Raw genomic sequence first — 18,707 nt, forward strand, 5'->3', positions numbered from 1 at the left:
CCTGTGCCTCTCCCCGTCTCCACCTCGTTCCGCCTCATCGAAAGCGAGTAGAATGTTGAAAATTATCCACGTCAGTGACACACATATTGCACCCGCCGGCCAGCTGGTGGTTGGTCTTGATCCGCACGAGCGCCTTAGGCAGGTTGTGCATGCCATCAACACGAACCACGGTGACGCTGCGCTTTGCGTCATCACAGGTGATCTGACTGATCGTGGCGACGAGGCTTCCTATCGGGCGTTTCGCGAACTCGTGAGCGAGCTCAAGATCCCTTACCGACTCCTGCTGGGAAATCACGACAACCGGGCGAACTTCCGGCGGGTCTTCGCAGATGCGCCTGTCGATACCCACGGCTTCGTTCAGTCTACCGCCGACTTCGGCGACATCAGGTTGATCTTCCTCGACAGCCTTCACGACGATCATCCGGGACTGGGGCGTCTGTGCAACGGGCGTCTGCAATGGTTGGAGGCAGCCCTGAAGGAGACTGCAGCTGCCGGACGCAGGTCGGTCGTCTTTGTGCACCACCCTCCTTTCTCTGTCGGCGTGAAAGTGTTCGAAGAAATGCTGATCGAAAACCCGGAGCCTTTTCTGAACCGGATCATTGCCGATAAGTCGCTAATGCACCTTGCCTTCGGCCACCTGCATCTCACGACGGCGGGCTCCTGGAACGGCGTTCCCTACAGCTGCAACCGTGGTGTCGCGCATCGCATTGCTTTGAGCCTCGAAGACAGCGTCGCCGAGTTCATCCAATCGGAGCCGACCTTCGACGTGATGCTCATCTCAAGCTCAGGTGTTCTTGTGCATCATACTGCGCCGGTTGCGGATAGCGATGTAATCGCCCGGGAATATGCGACGGAAGACGGTCGGGGGCGGCTCGTCATGATATGACACGCGCCTCAGGTGCCGCGGCGCGTTCCGATCCGAACTTCCTTGTCATTGCGCGAACAATCTTGACCGCTAAGCGGCAAGCTGCTTCGGCCGGTTCAGGAACGCGGCGATCAAGAGCCACAAAAATTGCTTCAGCCACCTGAGCAGGAGGGAGAAGTTGTAACCGGCTGCGGCCAGGATGGCGTTGATCGCATCGCCTTGGGTGTGAGCGAGGCCGCGACGCAGATCTGTCGGGTGGTTACCTTTCTTCATTTCATCCATTTCGGCTCGTGCGACAGGAAGCCGTTCGGCAGCTTTCGCCGCTTCGTACCCAGGCAATTCAAAACCCGTGCCAGTTCGGCGGCCTGGGATAATTGCAATTCTTTTCAAGCGGTTGACCGAAGGGATTTAAAAAATGGCCAAGCAAGTCCGTGTAGCGGACCCGACAAAGGGACAGGTGTGCAACAGCTCCTAACTTCGTCGGTAGGGCTCTGTTGCAAATATGGCTTTAGACGTTATGACCGTGGTGTGAGCGGCGGGCCGCCCTTAGTTAGTTAGATTTCCGCTGCTGGCGGTCGCTTTGGCTCAAGCCTCTACTTTCTGAAGGCGGTTTCGAGCATGGTCATTGCTTCCGACATCGTCGACGGATGTTCCGAGCCACATATGCGATGGCGCGGCGGTCGTCGGCGTACCGGCTATTGACGTAATCCCGCATAGGGGAACTGCGTTTGGTCCGACTCTGGAAGGTGCGCCAGGTCGCCCCCTCCATCGTGTCAAACACCCTGTCGACAAAGACGACAGGCACCTGCCCGATTGCGGACCCAGTCTCTGGAACCGGACTGATCACAGCGAATTTAGAAGAAGCCACGAAATCGTCGGACATCGGACAGCGCGCATAGCAGTCGAATGACGCGTGAATCCCGCTTCCCGCGGAGAATTCTACCCGCCATTCCTGGGAAGACGGTGGGCAACCGACACTACTGCCGGGTTTGTCGAGTGAGCGACACGGGTTGTTCGGCTTGGCTCCAGCTCCCACCATCATTCAAGTCATTGAATAGTATCGAGAACACTTATTCTGAGGCTTTCATGCGCAGTTGGCACGATTTTTGAAGCTTCCTCCTAGGAAGGCGGCAGGAGCTGCCGATTATCTGGCCTTGCCGGCGGTCACGACCGGCCAGACCTTGCTGGTGACGCCCCATATCGTCGTTGCGGATCTGATCAGACAAGGCCTCCTGGAAGTGATTCCCGGCTCGCGTGCGCCGAGCGGCATGCTGGCCTATGCGGTCGACCGCAGCGGCAATCCGGCTCTCGCCCGAGCCTTCTGCCGTTGGCTTACCCGGCTCTGCCGGAAAAAGACGGAGGAGGAGAACACCGGGAAAATCGTCGATCGAAAATCTGCAGCATGCCTGCGGCCGCATTCTCGCCGCCTGCGAAGCCCTTTCGGAAGGTGAGAATACCTATGAGCAAAGCAAAGCAACTGCGTGAGCGCATGGCCGATCGCGGCCTCGTCCACATCATGGCGGCCCATAGCCCGCTATCGGCCATCCTGGCCCAGGAGGCCGGCTTCGACGGTCTGTGGGCGTCTGGCTTCGAGCTTTCGGCGCTTTACGGTCTTGCCGATATGAGCCTGATCACGATGACCCAGCATCTCGATATGCGGGCGATCGCCAGTCAGTCGTCTCTGCCGATCGTCGCCGATATCGACACCGGCTACGGCAACGCCCTGAATGTCATCCACGCCATCCGCGAATACGAAAAGGCGGGGACGGCTGCCGTTGTGATCGAGGACAAGACCTTTCCGAAGGTCACCAGCCTTGCGGCCGACGGCCGTCAGGAGCTGCTTCGGATCGAGGAATTCCGGGGCAAGATCGAAGCTGCGGTCTCGACGCGCAGCGATCCGGACTTCCTTGTCATCGCCCGCACGGAAGCCTTGATCGCAGGGCTGGGCGAAGACGAGGCGCTGAAGCGCGGCATGGCCTATGCCGAGGCCGGCGCCGACATGATCTTGATTCACTCAAGAAGAAGGATCCGGCCGAAATCGAGAGCTTCTCCCGTGCTTGGAAAGGGTCTGTCCCGCTAGTCATAGTTCCCAACGCTTATCCGGAACTCGACGCCACGCGCATCCGCGCACTAGGGAACATCAAGATGACGATCTACGGCAACTATGGTATCCGCGCCGCAACGACTGCGATGCAGGATGCTTTCCGGCGGATCATCGCCGATGGCGGCGTACAGAACGTCCACAAAGACATCGTGCCCGTCGAAGAAATCTTCCGGCTTCAGAAGATGGACCAGGTCAAGGCTGACGAAAAGCGGTTCCTGGCCTGACACTGTCTGCGCCGAGCTGAAGCACTCGAGAACCTGCAATCGCTGCGTTCCCGTTGATGGCGGCCGAGCCAGGCGGTCGTCAACTCGGCTCCATTTTAGGATCGTAACGATGCTTGACCTGATTTAGTAGTGTGGTGCTACGCGGGTCCGTTCATGGCCCCGCTTCCGCTGTTCATGGGGAGCCGAACAGTTGGCAAATTTCGCCTGGCGACGAGAGTGGCCGGGGCGGCGACAATGGGGTCGACACCAGACCGGCATGATCGGGGTGGATACCTGTCTGACGGCTTTTGGGCGCCGAAGTTAGGAAGTGGCTCTAGCTACAGCCGAATACCGCCATCGCACTTGCTGTACACAGTCCATGGTCCTTCACGGTACATCCATGCACGCGGGAGAGGATGGGAACCGCCACCGAGGAGCCTTGCCGTCGATGCGCATGACTGCATCATGGGTTCGGATCGTTGCGATCCGCCGAATACAAGGTTGTGGCGCCTTTGCTGTCACGCCAGGCAGGCTCCCCTCAGGCCGCCCTTGCGCGCCAATCGCCGATCGGCTCCCGCCCAGACCCAGACCCGTCGATACTCCAATGCGAGGACTGTCATGACGTCCCTTCCCGGCAACGATAGCGCTGAGCTCGAGCCTGTCCAGGACGCTGCGCGCTGGCTGCGCCGGTGCCCCGCAAGAGGGGCATCCTGAACAGGCTCTGCGCGCGGCGCTCCGCCAGAAAGTAGGTCGGAACGGAGGGATGGCCGCAAACCGTCGAACAAAGGGATGCCCATCGAAAAATAATCCCCTTGACAGCAAAAGCCCCATACAAAGGCGCCACGGTCCGTTATCGACGCGATTAATCAGTCAGACCTGATCGTGGCGCTGGGCGACGTCTTCGGCTCAGGTCATGCGAGCATCATGATCCCAAGCACCGGCAGACAATAAGGACCTGGGACGGCCAGCTCGTATTCCTCGGAATGGCGGAGCAAGCGGCGGGATTCACGCACTATGTCGCCGCCCTCGACCAGCACGCATTCTTGGAGCCTTCCTTGCAAGCCTCTGGCGCGCAAGCGCAAGACGGGAAGGGCGCTAGTCTAGCGTTCGTGTTGAGGAAGATGGCGAAAGCGCCTGGGACGGCGACCGCGGAACCGAGATCCCGCAATAGGAGATCGCCGAACTGCCGAAGGTGTTGCCAACGCTTGTTCCCGCGGGGCTGACCTATGCCGAACTGTTCCGCACGATCAATGAAGCGGCGTTTCTCGATGCGTCATTCACCGTCATTCCGGACACTTTCCTTGGAATCTATTCTGCCGCCTTGACGACCCAACTGCGGATGCCCAGCCAGAACTGTTTCATCAGCAGCGCGCTGTGGCCTCGATCGGGCATTCATGGGGGCCGCCGTCGGCGGCGCCATCCCGGGGGAAAAGCGACCGCGGGTCATCTGCGGCGACGGCGGCTTTCAGATGACGGCGCAGGCATTGTCGACCATGGCAAAGATGAACATGAACGCCGTCGTCATCGTGGTCGACAACGGCCTCTACGGCTATGAGCAGTACCTCCTCGATCCGCGCTATTACAGGAGCACGACAACTCTGCCGCTGCCTTGTGCCGAGCTTTCCCGCTGGGACTATTGCGGCCTTGCCGCGGCAATGGGAGTTGGGCTGACGGCGAAGGCTGATTCTGTGGCGTCTCTCCGAATGGCTTTGGCGAATGCAAAGGGCCATACCGGCGGACTGTCGCTTGTACAGGCGATAGTGCAGTCGCGTTCGCTTCCGCCGGGCCCATAAGGAGCTGGCGGTTTACGCCAGTGCTTGGAAACCCGGCCAAAATAGCTCGAACTTGCCCGTGATAGGGTAGGCGATTCCAAAGCCGTTGGAGATCGCGAGGAGTTGATCCTCCTCATTTGGTTTCTTCTCAAGGACGATCAGCAGCGACATATTCTCCTTGGCGCGCTGCCTATAATCGAGCAACTGCCCCATAGCGGTTCGAATTGCGTATCGGGCGTTCGCCAGCTCGCATGGCTTTATTTCGGCAAGAATCGTGCCCCTGGTTCCATCGCGGTACCGAAGATCGACACCTGCCACGTTAGGCTTCAGGTCGCTGGCTCCGTTCAACACAAGGAAGTGTTCGAACCGCGCCTGTAGATTGCTGTGTTTCGGAGTGATCTGGGCCTCGTATGCCTTCACGTATCGAAGGTAGGCATCGCTGGCGGCGGAGGGGGTGTTACACCCTGCCATTTTTCTATCTGTTGTTTTTGCGCTTGGGCCGAATAAGCCGTCTAAGCAGCGGCGCGTTTGCCTCACGAACTCGCGAACCTCAGGGGGGCTATCTTTGGACGGTATCCACCAAGGCGTATGGCCCATCCACCCAGGACCTCGCCCTAAAGGCAAAGTGCGGCCCTCAAGTTCCAAGCGTTGCACGTCCTTTGCTAGGGCACGAATTCGATAGGTAGTCACTTCATCCCGGCGATGCTGCTTAGACGGAGGTCTCACAAACTCTTGCCGCTCGCGGAAGACAGTCGCGTTGCGGTACCAACCGACGACTTTTCGGCCCCTTTCATCTGGATCAGTCGCCGTCCATATGACGTCAATACCTTCAACAGAGTCACCAATTCCTCCGATAGTCTCGATTCGGATTTTTCGGTCCTTTTTTCCTTGGATGGTCTCCACGTGGCCATAAACATAACCGTCGCCGCAAACAGCGAAGTTGCACACCTCGTGGCCGATCTCGTTCTCCGAAACCCATTTTCCGCCCCCGACGATTTTGTCGGGCTTGCCAACGAGGCCCTCGTATCGGCTCATCCACCCAACGTTACAGACAGCATTTGCCCCACTAAGCCTTCCTAGCTCGCCCTCACAATTGGCAGGTTCCACTTTCCTGGCTAGGCGGCACTCCGTCAAGGTTTAAGGCGGAAGGAGGGCGCGAAAGAAGCCGCCCGCCATTTGACAGCGAATGGTCGCGAAAGCGCTGTCTGCTTGGCCAGGGTCGCTGCAAAGAGCGGCATCGGCTTCGAGGCCCAAGGTCCGGAAGCAGAGGCGTTTCGCGCGTCGGTCGACCCAGTTAGCGCTACCTTCCCGAACTTGAGGGTGATGCCCCTAGGAATTCAACGAGCCGTTGCTTCACGACATCAAGGTTACCCAGTTCGCACTCCCAAATGACTAGCGTTCTCCAGCCTTGTGCCTCAAGCTCATCCAGAGCGATCTGGTCCCTCGCCGCGTTCCTGGCAAGTTTCGGCTTCCAATACTCGACCCTCGATTTAGGCTGTCGGGCGCGGTTGCACGCTGGGTCTGAATGAGAGTGCCAGAAACAACCATGCACCATGATTACCGCCCGACGCGAAGGTAGAACGATGTCCGGTTTCCCCGGAAGATCGGAACGGTGCAATCTAAAGCGATACCCAGAGCGATGCAGAATCGAACGCACGATACGCTCAGGCGCGGTATTCTTCGCCCGCACGGCGCGCATGACCGCGCTTCGCTGTTCGGAGTAAATATTGTCGGTCATGTCAAATAAATTGGGCTCGACCACTTAATGCGCAACATTTATCGCGGAGTTTGCCGTCAGCTAGAGGACCAGGCAATTAACAATTCTGTGGCCTTATCGTTTGGCTCCTCAACGAAGCTTGCAGACGCCGTTCGTCTCTCCTAAAAGGAGAATCGGCAAATCACATTAGGTGAAGCAAGTTCGCGAACAGCAGCCGAAATGGCTCCGCCAGTGTCGAGGAGAGTGGTAATTCCCAATGGCGAGGGGGCGTTCTTGGGGGCAACATACAAGTACTACGAGTTCTTCGCCGGCGCGGGTATGGCACGTGCCGGACTTGAGGGTGGCTGGAAGTGCGTATTCGCAAATGATTGCGACGAACTGAAGCGGACATCCTACGCGGAGAACTGGGGCGACGATCATTTTGACAGGCGCGACATTGCGCTAGTCGAACCCAGTGATCTTAACGGCCTGGTCGATTTGGCATGGGCATCTTTCCCTTGCCAAGACTTGTCGCAGGCCGGCGCAAAGCTCGGCATTGGCGAAGCAGGCGGAGATGCGGCAACTCGCTCGGGCGCCGTTTGGCCGTTCCTTAGACTCATGCGATGCCTAGCGGACGAACGGCGACATCCCGTCTTGCTCGCGCTTGAGAACGTCGTTGGGCTTCTCTACGCGAACGGCGGCGCGGATTTCAGGGCCATCTGCACGGCACTGAGCGAAATCGGCTATCGCTTCGGCGCATTGATAGCGGATGCCTCGCATTTCGTGCCGCAGTCTCGCCCGCGCGTATTCATTATCGCGTTGCGTCGGGACGTTCCGTTGCCAACCGGAGTTCATGCCGAGCTTCCTACAAACCCTTGGCATACGCAGATTCTTTTGCGCGCCCGCGCAGGCCTTGGAGCCGCTGATGCGGCGAACTGGGTGTGGTGGACCCCCGGCGATCCGCCCGCGACATCGCGCGTCCGGCTCACCGACGTGATCGACCTTAGCGACGATGCCGAGTGGAACTCCGATGATGCAACAAATCGGCTGCTGGGGATGATGTCCAAAACCCAGCTGATCCGGCTCGCGGAGGCGAAAGCCATGGGTAAACCTGTGATCGGCAGCCTTTACCTCAGGATGCGCCCAAACGGTAAGGCAGGGAACATTCAGCGCGCGGAGATCGCATTCGGCGAGACACTCGGGTGTCTGCGAACCCCCAAGGGCGGCGCCTCCAGGCCACGGATCGTCGTGGTCGACGGCGAGAGAGTGCGCACGCGGCTGCTTTCCGAACGCGAGGCTGCTTCACTGATGGGCCTGGGCAGCGACTTCATACTCCCCAAGACTTATAACGAATGCTTCCGTTTAATTGGCGACGGCGTTGTCCCTGCGGTGGTTCGGTTCCTGGCCGACACTCTGCTTGAGCCGCTGGCAAGTCACGCGAAGGCGTTTGTCAGCCAGTCGGCGGACCAGAAAGCGTCCGCATGAATGCGGCCGCACAGGCATCGGACGGCTTCCCGGCAACCTTGCGTGACTGGGAACATACCCTCACCAGAGCGCTGCTGCGTGCAGACGGCGGCAACGCCGATCCCCTCCGATCTTTCGAGATAACGCCGGAAACTCTAGCGAAGCATTGCGGACACACGCCTGACCAGGCGAAGGAAGCCGAGCGCGCCTTCAAACGCGCCCTTCTCAGGGATCCGCGCCTTTACTGGTGCCTCCAATACGGCAGGTATTGGCCAACCACCTCGGAGGTGTCCAACTGCATGGCTATCCTCGCGCTGAGCCTCCTCGTCGACAGCTTGTTGGACGGCGAATATGAGGGTCAGGGCCAGTACCGGGCCAAGCTTGCGCAATGGCTCGGCACACATCGTTCTCTTATGAACCTGCGCGGCATAGCCGCGATGTGGGTGGAACTCGCCACATGGCTCGACAGCAGGGTCGAGTCAGGCGCGCCCTTCCGCCGACTCGTGCTCCCCGACAGCCCGAAGACGTGGACCCATATCGGGTACACGCGATACCTGTCATTTCCGACCAGGCGCGATGTCGCCTTGCTTCGCAGGCAGGTCGAACGAAACCCCGATATGGCCAAAGATCCGAGGGTGCTCGTAGGCGTCCTTGATCCCTTGGTCCACAGCGGCGCCGTGTCATACGGTTTTAAGAGCGCGTTCGAAGACTTCAGGCGAGCGCTTCGAGCGGGCGCCGCCTCAATAGACCATAGGTTCTGGCGCCTGGTCGCCTACGCTAGCCAACTCGCGGGCCATAAGGAGGGATCCCAGGCTTCGTTTTTCATGGAGTTCAACGAGGATGGCGAGCGTCATTACCGGGCCATGGGCGTTTCGCAGCTACTGTTTCCACCGGACATCGGAGATGCCGTGGTGTCGCCAATGCTCGGTGATAGCAGAAACTTGGGGCCATCAATCAGGCGCGGCATTCTGTTCTTTCGTTCCAGCGGTCTCGCCAGTTGGTCAGCGGTTGGCGAGCCTCCAATGGGCGTCGGACCGTTCCATCTCGCGGTCGCCGATCGCCACGTCCGGTCCGCCTCGATCACCGGGACGCGCTTCAAGCGCTCCGGCACGTGGCACGTCACGACCTCGCCTGTTGCGCAGGGCGCAATAGCCGACGTTTTGAGCCAGCTTGGAATCCGTGACGCGAAGCAAACTGTGCGCATGATCGGCTTGGCCGACGGCGTGCGCGTGGGCAAGGATTGGCTCGGCTGGCCGCGGTACCTTCCCCTTGTCGAAGGAGCGAGCGAAGATGTCGAAGTCATGCCGCTTTCGGGCGACAACGCCTCAGCTCTTGCCTGCGTTGATGGCACGCTTAGGGCAGAACGCCCGGTCGACGGCGACTTCGCTTTAGGCGACAGCGAGGGCCGCTGGACTCGCCGGGTAAGATTTGTGCCTCTGGCTGAGGTCCATCCTAGTTTAGACGCAGCAGCCTATTCGCAGCCGTGCCAAGCGGAATGGCGTTTGGCAATTGATCGGCCAATTGATCGCGCGCAACCAACGGATACCGCGTGGACCGACCAACCTTATGAGCATCAGGATATGCTCGAGGCGCTCTACGCGTCCGGCAGAAGCGGCATTCCCGAAGGGGAAGCCGTGGCGATCATCGACCGCGCTGTCGGCTCGCGCGCTTGGGACATGTTGCGCACCCTCCAGGAAGCCTCATTTCTCAGCGCCCGACTACGCGAACGGTGGCGCGGACGCGTTTTCACGCTCGGCCACCCAACGCTGACCGAGATCAAGACCGATGGCGGCGCCGCGGTGGTGGTCTCCGGCGCGTTGCCGGCCCGCCTTGAACAGGACTTCCGGGAAACCGTGATCCTGCAGGGAGGAACTCCCTTCCGTCGATTGTTCGAGAGATCGCAGGCGCCCGCGCTGGTCGGTGCCCTTCACGTCAACGCATCCGGCCTTGCCGACGCGCTGGGCTGGGCGATCGCGGAGGGGGCCGCGTCTCCTGATGGGAGCGCCGCCACACGGCTCATTGAGACTGCGGTTGTAGGAAGGAACTATGGCGCCGCCGGAGTCTGGGACTGGTCGCTCGGTCGTTTTCGCGCGGGCGCTAGCTCGGCTGGAGCGGTATCGCTAGTCAGGCTCGTTCATCCACATCGACGAGACCACGATTTGTACCGCGTGACCGGCGTAAGGCAGCGCACCTTCACTTCTCGCCACGCCGCGATCCTCGATGCACATCTTCAGGCGAGTCGGCCGCTCTTCCGGCTTCACGAGGGCAGGATCAGGCGTATCCCGGTTGAGGGCGCGCTTCCGCTTGAGGTCGCCACGGCGCTGCGGCTGCGGCGTCTGGTGAACGCAGGGACCTCCGCTCATGGTTGGGAGTACGCAGTTTCCCTAGATGATACTAGATGGTTGGCCGGGCTGATGCCGGGTTTGATTGAAGGGGTACGTCACTCGGCCGACGCCGACCCTGCCCGGACTTCCCGCCGCGGCCGCGGCGCGCGCCGGCCGCTATGGATCGGAGGAGGAATCGGGGCATGAAAGCCGACAACTATCCGACACAGTCAATCTCTTCGGCCTCGGAATCGAAGCTGTATATCGGTCGGTTCACGCGCCGCCAAGGCAACTACGGGACGGTGGCCGTTGTGGGCCGCGTGGGAGATGCTGGCATCGATGTCATCGAGGAACCGAAGCGCATCTTTCCGCGTGATGGGTTTGTCGAAACGCACGGGGTGGTCCACGCGGGCCTTGCTGTCGGTGATTGGGTCGAGTTCGATGCGACCAAGAACCAGCGGCCGCGCGGCCCTGAGTACAAGGCCGCCCACCTAAGGCGGATTCCGCGCTATGCGGTCTTGCCTGATGCCGAAAATGCGGTCTATCGCGCAATGTTGACTGGCGAAGGGTGGCGAGGCGACAAGCGGGCCGGACTCTGGGCCTTGCGCGTTTCCGGCGATCGGGTTCTCGTCGTGGAGTTCGAGGCAAAGAAGGATGGCGCTCTGCGCATCGCGCGCAAATCGGCTCGCGATGTGCGGTGGTGGGACTATGATGAGCGCCGTGTCTCACGTGTGCCCACCGACGAAGAGAGTATCTACTTTCCGCCGACGGAGGGACCTGCCGGCATCTTCGACTGGTCCAACGAGGCCGACCACGTAGCGCAAGTCATCCGCTCGCTATCGGACGTGAATGATCCCCATATCGCCGACCTGATCTCGTGGCTCGAGATGCACCAAGAGGAGCAGACTGGCCGCGTTTTCGCAGGGGCGATGGATCATGACGCGGCCCAGGCGTCGCTTCGGTCGGGCGAGCTAGCCCAGCGGCTCCGCGCCGATCGCGAGCTCATGAAGGCTTATCTGGACGCTGCGCTCTACGACGATGACGTGCGCGATGCCCTGGCGCAATGGGCGCGAGAGGGCCACGGAGCCGAAGCGGATCGCCTTCGGAGTGAGCTCGAGCGCGAGATTGCCGACGAGCGAACCCGCCTGACGAAAGAGCTGGGCAAAGAAATCGAACGGAACAAGAAGGAAGGGCTCGAGCGGCTCACGGTCGAGATCGCGGCGCTCGCCGAGCAGCGCCGCCATACGCTTGCGGCCGACGAACGAAACGCTAGGGAAGATCTCGAAAACGAACTTAAGGAGCTCGATGCTCGTTTCGCCGAACGCAAATCCGAATTGGAACTCGAGACATCCCGGCAGGAGGAAGCGCTGGCGGCGGTCAGAGAAGCGACGGTTGCGGCGACAAGCGAACTCGATTTGCTTAAAGCGGACACCGAGGAGGCGCGTTCGCGTCTGCGCGAAGCTTCCACCGAGGTCGATCGTCTGCTTGCGATTTCGGAGAAGCTGAGCGCGCCTGCTGCGACCGCAACGCCCGATCAGAAGACAGGTCCCGCGAACGGCATCGGGCCGCGGTTCCCCGACCGGCCCACCGTGCCCGCCCATGAAAAGGGCCGCGCCATCACTCAGAACCTCCTCCTCACCGACAACGGGAAGGATCAGCTCCGTCGGTTGGCGGTGCTGACCCTAGCGGGCGAGGTCCCCATCCTCTCTGGCTCGGACGTAGCGGATTTCCTGCGAGTCGCAGAAGCGACGCTGTGTCCCGGCCGTTTCACTGTGATTGATGCCGATCCAACGCTCATTTCGCTCGATGACCTCTGGTCACGCGCGGGCAGCGGCGCTCCAACGCTCGTCGCGGCTGCGGCAGCAGCTGCGGGGTCCGGTGCCGTGTTGGTTGTCGTCAGGGGCATTGACCGCTCAGGCGCCCGATTCTGGCTACCCACGCTCCGCGACGCGATACGCGGCGGCGGGCTGCCGCGGGGCCTCCTTGTTTGCTGCACCGTCGCCGACCGCAACCATGAAGAGGTTGCGGCCCTGCCGGACGATGTCCCGTGGATCGATACCCAAGGGACGTTCGTCGCGGGCGCTGCCTTTGCTGCGCCTATGGCTCTTAGCCCGGTGATGCTCGACCTCTCGGCGATTGATCCGGCCGCCGCGCCAGAAGACTTTTCAGAGGCAGCCCAAATCGTCCCCAAGCTTGGCTTCAAGCCTAGCGTCGGGCAAGCGATGCGGGTTGCGCGGATATTCGCTGAGGCCAAGGCGCTGCTTGACGACGACGGCGACGCGCGTCGGATCACTATCGAGCTTGCCCGCTCGATCTCTGGGCAAGCGGGCTAAGACGGCATAAGGGGGGATATTTTGCTTGATCCGATTGGCGGCTTCGACCGCATCAGGGACTTCTTTATCTCGTATGTTGAAACCAGCTTCCGCATCGCTGACAGATCGGTTGCCGAAGAGCGGCGGCGGCTGCTCAGGAAGACCAACATCTTCGCCACGTCGTCGTTCATCGAGCCAGTTTTGCGATACCGGACGCATGCGCTCACCATCGACAAGATGGTTGGCGTGTCGGATGGCCCGCTTGCCTACCTTCCCCGCCCAGTGCAGGTGGCGTTCGCCGAGCTTGCTCTTTCCGGCCTTTTCGACGGCAAGGACGCGACCGGCGAGGTGCGGCGGACCGGGCTGTATGAGCCGTATAGGCATCAGATAGAGATGCTGGAGCGCGGCATTAGGCCTGGGCAGCCCGGAATCGTGACCTCGAGCACGGGCTCAGGCAAAACTGAAAGCTTCATGCTGCCGATCCTTGCCGCGTTGTCGCGCGAGGCCGTCGGCTGGTCCAGGCCATCGGAAGGGTACTTGGCGAACCCGTGGTGGGGGCGCGACCGGGCTCGGTGGAGTCCGCAGCGTCTGGGAGAGAACCGCCCGGCCGCGATGCGGGCTCTGGTACTCTATCCAATGAACGCGCTCGTCGAAGACCAAATGGTGCGACTGCGTCGGACACTCGATTCCGACGAAGCCAGAAAAGTCATGGACGAGAGATTCGAAGGCAACCGCATCTTCTTTGGCCAATACACTTCGTCGACGTCGGTCACGGGCTACGAGGCCCATCCCCGCTTATCGGGCTTCGAAACCGAGAGGAAGCGTCGGCAGCGACGCGGGCGTGAGCTGCGCGCCGACATGCGGAAGGCTGCTGACGACCAGTTGGCCGCGCGAACTCACGACGAGCTCAAGCGCGTCAAGGCCGAAGCTGAAGGCAAGCGGGCACCCGACAAGACGCGCTTCATCTTCCCTTCGCTCGATGGCGGCGAGATGCTCTCGCGCTGGGACATGCAGGCAACGCCGCCTGACCTGCTCGTCACCAACGCCTCGATGCTTGGAGCAATGCTGTCGCGCGAAGTCGAGGAGCCCATCTTCGAGATAACCAAGGCCTGGTTGCAGGGGCGCGACGATGCATATTTTTACCTGGTGTTCGACGAACTGCACCTGATCCGCGGATCAGCGGGAACCGAAGTATCGTTCCTTGTGAAGTCGCTTATTCAGCGGCTTGGCCTCGACCATCCCGACCACCGCCACAAATTGAGGATCCTCGCATCGTCAGCGTCGCTCCCGATGGATGGCGAGCCTGGCGTCCAATCGAAGCGGTACCTGCGCGATCTTTTCGCTCCGTTTGGCACGAGCGCTGGCAAAGGCGATCTCGGGACCACCGACGAGAGCTTCTGGACGGAATGCGTTGTGAAAGGCGAGCCGGATATCCCGAATTGGAATGGCGGCGATGTCGATCCGCAGCCATTCGTCCGGCTCCTCGAGGCGGCGCGTCCCGATGGAACGGGTTTCGTAGCCAGGGTGTCGGAATCCGGCGAGCTAGATGCCGCGCTGGACGAGGTCGCTCAGGCGCTTGGTGTCACGGTGACCGGCGACCAGCGCGTCGCGCGCATCGCCGAAGCGTCGGCCGCGCTCATCACCAGGGCCTGCAGGGAAGGCGAGGGCGTCCGCGCGACCAGTATCGAACAGGTGGCGGCCAAGCTGTTCAGTGGGCAGGGTGAAGAGAACGCTGTCCGAGGGCTGATGCTGGCCCGCGCGTTGCCGGAGAGCTCCCAGTGGAAGGTCAGCGTCAAGCAAGGCACCCCATCGTTCAGGATTCACTCCTTTGTCAGGAACATAGAGGGACTCTTCGGCGCGCCTGAGCTCAAGGACGGCAAGGTCGGTTTCTTGGACCTTAGCGTCGAGCGAGGCCTTTCCCACGGCCAGCCGCAGGATGGACAGGTCCGCGGCCGACGGCTGTTTGAACTGCTGTATTGCGAAGCCTGCGGCGATCTGCTGCTGGGCGGTCAGCGCGGTCGACAGGTCGGAACGCACAGCGCCACTGAATTGCTGCCGTCGACCGCTGAGCTTGAGAACCTGCCGGAAAGAGCGGCGGCCGAGTATTACGACAAGATGTCGTTCGATCAGTTCGCCGTCTTTTGGCCTAGCCGCGAGGCGCCACAGGTCGACGGCCGGGGTTGGGACGGCTGGGAGGCGGCTCACCTCGATGCCGCATCAGGCGTCGTCGCGCTTGGAGAGACTGTTCCTGCCGGACGCATCGGGGGACGGCTATATCATCAGAATGTTGCTGCGGCGCCCAATGGCCGACGCACCGCGCAACCATTCTGCTGCCCAAAGTGTGGGACTGACTACTCTAATCGCCCGACGACATCACGCTCGCGGTCGCCAATACGGGCGTTTCGCACTGGCGTAAGCAAGGCGTCGCAACTCGTTGCCACCGAGCTGTTCGAACTGCTCTACGCGGTCGGTGCCGAGGCCAAGAGCATCGTCTTTTCGGACAGCCGGCAGGATGCCGCAAACCAGTCTCTCGAGATTGAGCGGCTGCACTTGCGTGACCTGAGGCGCGAGATTCTCGTGACCGTGGCGCGCGACTATCTGGCCCGAGTGGCTGCAAGCATGCTTGATACGGAGGCTGCCCTCGAGAAAGCGAAAAGGCTGATGCAAGCGGGAGATGGGGCCGGCGCAGCGCAGATTTTCGCCCAACTCGGCAGCCAAGCTCACGACCCACAGGTCTCGATCGAGAATCACAAGGTCCAGCTTGAACGCCTATTCAGCTATAAGGATGCCTCCCAAGGCGTAGGCGCCCTTATTGAAGAGTATGTCAATCTCGGCATCCACCCCTTCGATGAGCTCGGACGCAAGCCATATCAGCGGCGGCCTTGGTATGAGGCGTTCGAGAAGTCGGACGGTGCGGTAACTTACGCCGCCTGGTTGGACGACACCCAGCAAAGGGAACTCGGCATTTTGATCGAGCGAGAGCTCATGGAGCTCGTCGATGATGTCATCTTCGCCAACACTTTCTTTGCGCTTGAGGAGACAGGGCTCGCCTATCCCTCCATAAGCCGGGATACTGGCCCTGAGATCGACAAGCTTGACGCGTGGTTGCGGGTGTTCGCCACCGCGACTCGCGTGAAAGAAAACAAGTTCTTCGATGACACCCGAGCCACCGAATGGGATAGGGCCTCGAAGGTGCCCCTGACGAACCGCGTGCGCCGCTTCGCGAACGCCCTGCACGGGCCAAATGCGCTTGCCGAACTCGACGACGTGCTCATGGTGTTCGGGAAGAGCGGGCATGTGAACGGCATCGTGCAGGTTGGCCGTGTTTTTCTCAGGATCGCGCAGCCGGGCGATCCCTATTGGCGTTGCGAATCCTGCGAACGCGTCCACCTGCACCGCGGCGTCGGTAAGTGCACGCGATGCTACAAGGGCCTGTCCAACAAACGGAGTGGGCCCGTCGAAGAACTTTGGGAGGCCAATTTCCTCGGGCGGCGGATTGTGCGCGGCAAGCAAGACGATGTCGCTCGCTTCCGCTTGAGGTGCGAGGAGTTGACGGGACAGACCGATGACTTCTCTGATCGGTTGCGCAAATTCAAGGGCATTTTCGTCGACAAACTAGGCGAGGTGGCTCGGCTCGCCCGCGAAATCGATATGTTGTCGGTCACCACCACCATGGAGGTGGGCATCGACATAGGCTCTCTGCAGACCGTCTATCAAGCGAACATGCCGCCGCAGCGATTCAACTACCAGCAGCGCGTCGGACGCGCCGGCCGCCGCGGCCAAGCCTTCTCGTTCGTGGTTACATTCTGCCGAGGCCGGAGCCACGATGCTTACTATTACGCCCACCCAGCCGCGATCACTGGCGACCCGCCGCCGCCGCCGTTCTTGGCGACCGGCCACGATCCGATCCCAGAGCGCCTTCTGACGAAGGTCTGGATGCGTTCCGCCTTCCAGAAGGTGCGGGACGATTACGTCGATGCCGGAGGGACATACCCTGGCGACCTGCTGGTGCCGCCCGATGTGCATGGCGAATACGTACCGACAGACGACTACTACGACGACCCTGAAAATGCCGATTGGAGAGGCAGGCTCCGCGCTGCGCTCGACGCGACCATCGGCGTGCGTGACGCGTTCATCGAGGCGGCGTGCATCGATGTGGCCCAACGCGAGAGGATTCGCGCCGAAGTCACCTCCGACTACTTGGTCGACGAGATAGAAAGCCAGAGGCGGTTCAAGCCGAAGAATCGTCAAGGGCTGGCGCAGTTCCTCGCCGAGCGTGGCCTGCTGCCGATGTATGGGATGCCAACGCGCGTCCGACAGCTCTACCTCGGCTTGCGTCCTGAGTCCGACGAAAAGGACACCGACTATGATTGGTCTACCATGGATCGCGATCTGGATACCGCAGTCTTCGAGTTCGCTCCCGGGTCGGTGGTTACGAAGGACAAGCAGCGGCACAAGGTCATCGGCTTTTCTGGAACGCTCGCGCCGCCGGAACGACGCGGCAGGGATATGTCCCTGGCCGGCCTCTCTCATTGGAGAGAGTCGGAGCATCGGGTAGCCCTGTGCCCGGCATGCGGATCGGCAAAATACAGTCAGGAGCGACCACAAAGCCCAGAGCGGTGCGATGATTGCGGTATCGACATCGAACCTCACCAATTCAACGACTACGTTACGCCCGCAGCGTTCAGGACCGACTTTCGACCTTCAGGCGCCGATCTTGACGCTGTTGGCCGCATGGCGGTGCGAACCGTCGCGACTGTGCTGCACAGCGGCGAGCCCGTGGATACGGGACATCTGCGATTGCGGCGCGGCGCAGGCGTCACCATCATGCAACTGAACGACGGCGCCGACGATGATATGGGACAACCGACGCGCTTCACGGTCCAGGATGCGGAGGATCTCATTGTCGCTGTCCCCAGGATGGCTCCGACCACGCTCGCTGCTTCTCAAGCAATCGAGGTTGGACAGCTGATGCCGCCAGGTCGCTGGCTGCCAGATCCAGCGAGTGAGAGCACTTTCGGCCTCATCGCAAAAAAGGAGACGCATGCGCTCTATCTTGAATTGATGGCCTTCGACGAGCGTCTGACGCTGGATCGAGTCGCAAGGAAGGGCGGCTACAGCCATTTGCCCACTCGCTCTGCGGCGATCAGCGCCACTCAAATTCTTGTCCAGAAGGCCGCGCTCGACCTCGATGTCGCATCCGACGAGTTCGAGGCGCTTGAACCGCGTCTGCGCGAACGCAGGCCGATGCTTCAGATGGCGGACTCGCTAATCAACGGCTCCGGCTTGTGTAGGCGCCTCGGCGAAGACCGAAGCGATGGCATCCCGCACATCGTACACCTGATTCACGAAATCCTCTCGGATGGCGTCAAATGGCCTCTGGTGGACTTCCTCAGGCATGACGATGAGGGTGACCACGCCGCGCGGTGCCAGACATCATGCTATAGGTGCATCCAACGTTACGGAAACCGTTCCTATCATGGCCTGCTCGACTGGCGGCTCGGCCTGGCATATCTGCGCGCGTTGGTGGTGCCGGGCTACACGGTTGGCCTGGACGCGAAAGACCAGGAGTTTCCTGAGACGAAGGGCTGGCATGCGCGCGCGTTTGCGCTTGCAGATGCAGTAGCGGGCATGCGGCCGGACTCGCTTATCGCTGAGCTCCACCAGCCCTCCGGTCTGCCAGCGCTTCGGGAGCGACACCCGGGCGGAAACACCTTCCTGATAGTCAATCCGCTGTGGCGGACTGATGGCGATTTCGGCCGCAGGCTAAGCGGAGGGGCGACAGTGCGATTCGTCGACAGCTTCAACCTAGAGCGACGACCCTTGCGCGCCATAGAACTCGCGCTCGCGGACTGAACGTAAGGCAGAGGCGAGGCAGCCGACTCCGGCTTGAGGTGATTTCCGTAAACTTCCCAGCCGGCGCGATAGTTCAAGTCGCGCTTTCTACAATCGCTAGATCGCCGCGAG

The 18,707-nt window shown here is 61.1% G+C and carries 10 protein-coding genes and 2 pseudogenes; 9 read left to right on the top strand and 3 right to left on the bottom strand.

Annotated features, from left to right (window positions below; genetic code table 11):
- Positions 1-52 precede the first annotated feature (52 nt).
- On the top strand, positions 53-886 hold the full coding sequence (locus NMG70_RS00140; protein WP_077378728.1) for a phosphodiesterase: 834 nt from the start codon (positions 53-55) through the stop codon (positions 884-886).
- A 69-nt stretch (positions 887-955) separates the two neighbouring features.
- On the opposite strand, the pseudogene NMG70_RS33125 reads toward NMG70_RS00140, so the two are convergent.
- Positions 956-1,099, bottom strand: a pseudogene (locus NMG70_RS33125) (IS5/IS1182 family transposase); the annotation flags it as partial.
- Between the two features lie 911 nt (positions 1,100-2,010).
- Between NMG70_RS33125 and NMG70_RS00150 the strand changes: the two are divergent.
- The 4 genes and pseudogenes from NMG70_RS00150 to NMG70_RS00165 all read left to right on the top strand — a co-directional run.
- Positions 2,011-2,232: pseudogene (locus tag NMG70_RS00150) on the top strand (LysR family transcriptional regulator); the annotation flags it as partial.
- A gap of 92 nt (positions 2,233-2,324) precedes the next feature.
- The gene (locus NMG70_RS00155; protein ID WP_254022710.1) at positions 2,325-2,945 is read left to right on the top strand and encodes an isocitrate lyase/phosphoenolpyruvate mutase family protein; all 621 of its coding nucleotides are present in this window, start codon (positions 2,325-2,327) and stop codon (positions 2,943-2,945) included.
- A gap of 65 nt (positions 2,946-3,010) precedes the next feature.
- Complete coding sequence (locus NMG70_RS00160; protein WP_254022711.1) at positions 3,011-3,193, top strand: hypothetical protein; 183 nt, start codon at positions 3,011-3,013, stop codon at positions 3,191-3,193.
- A gap of 1,373 nt (positions 3,194-4,566) precedes the next feature.
- Complete coding sequence (locus NMG70_RS00165; protein WP_254022712.1) at positions 4,567-4,965, top strand: thiamine pyrophosphate-dependent enzyme; 399 nt, start codon at positions 4,567-4,569, stop codon at positions 4,963-4,965.
- Between the two features lie 12 nt (positions 4,966-4,977).
- Here NMG70_RS00165 and NMG70_RS00170 read toward each other — a convergent pair whose 3' ends face one another.
- Positions 4,978-5,979, bottom strand: a complete 1,002-nt coding sequence (locus NMG70_RS00170) for a hypothetical protein (RefSeq protein ID WP_254022713.1) — start codon at positions 5,977-5,979, stop codon at positions 4,978-4,980.
- A gap of 265 nt (positions 5,980-6,244) precedes the next feature.
- The gene (locus NMG70_RS00175; RefSeq protein WP_301555114.1) at positions 6,245-6,682 is read right to left on the bottom strand and encodes a very short patch repair endonuclease; all 438 of its coding nucleotides are present in this window, start codon (positions 6,680-6,682) and stop codon (positions 6,245-6,247) included.
- A gap of 252 nt (positions 6,683-6,934) precedes the next feature.
- On the opposite strand from NMG70_RS00175, the gene NMG70_RS00180 reads away from it, so the two are divergent.
- From NMG70_RS00180 to NMG70_RS00195, 4 genes are read left to right on the top strand one after another with little or no spacing between them, the layout of a single operon-like run.
- Positions 6,935-8,125: a DNA cytosine methyltransferase gene (locus NMG70_RS00180; protein ID WP_254022714.1), complete on the top strand. Its 1,191-nt coding sequence runs from the start codon at positions 6,935-6,937 to the stop codon at positions 8,123-8,125.
- On the top strand, positions 8,122-10,635 hold the full coding sequence (locus tag NMG70_RS00185; protein ID WP_254022715.1) for a hypothetical protein: 2,514 nt from the start codon (positions 8,122-8,124) through the stop codon (positions 10,633-10,635). Before NMG70_RS00180 ends, NMG70_RS00185 begins: the two co-directional genes overlap by 4 nt.
- Positions 10,632-12,761: a hypothetical protein gene (locus NMG70_RS00190; RefSeq protein ID WP_254022716.1), complete on the top strand. Its 2,130-nt coding sequence runs from the start codon at positions 10,632-10,634 to the stop codon at positions 12,759-12,761. Before NMG70_RS00185 ends, NMG70_RS00190 begins: the two co-directional genes overlap by 4 nt.
- A gap of 21 nt (positions 12,762-12,782) precedes the next feature.
- The gene (locus NMG70_RS00195) at positions 12,783-18,596 is read left to right on the top strand and encodes a DEAD/DEAH box helicase (RefSeq protein WP_254022717.1); all 5,814 of its coding nucleotides are present in this window, start codon (positions 12,783-12,785) and stop codon (positions 18,594-18,596) included.
- The last annotated feature ends 111 nt before the right edge of the window (positions 18,597-18,707 follow it).

It is taken from the genome of Mesorhizobium ventifaucium (genome assembly GCF_935822925.1).
Classification (GTDB): domain Bacteria; phylum Pseudomonadota; class Alphaproteobacteria; order Rhizobiales; family Rhizobiaceae; genus Mesorhizobium; species Mesorhizobium ventifaucium.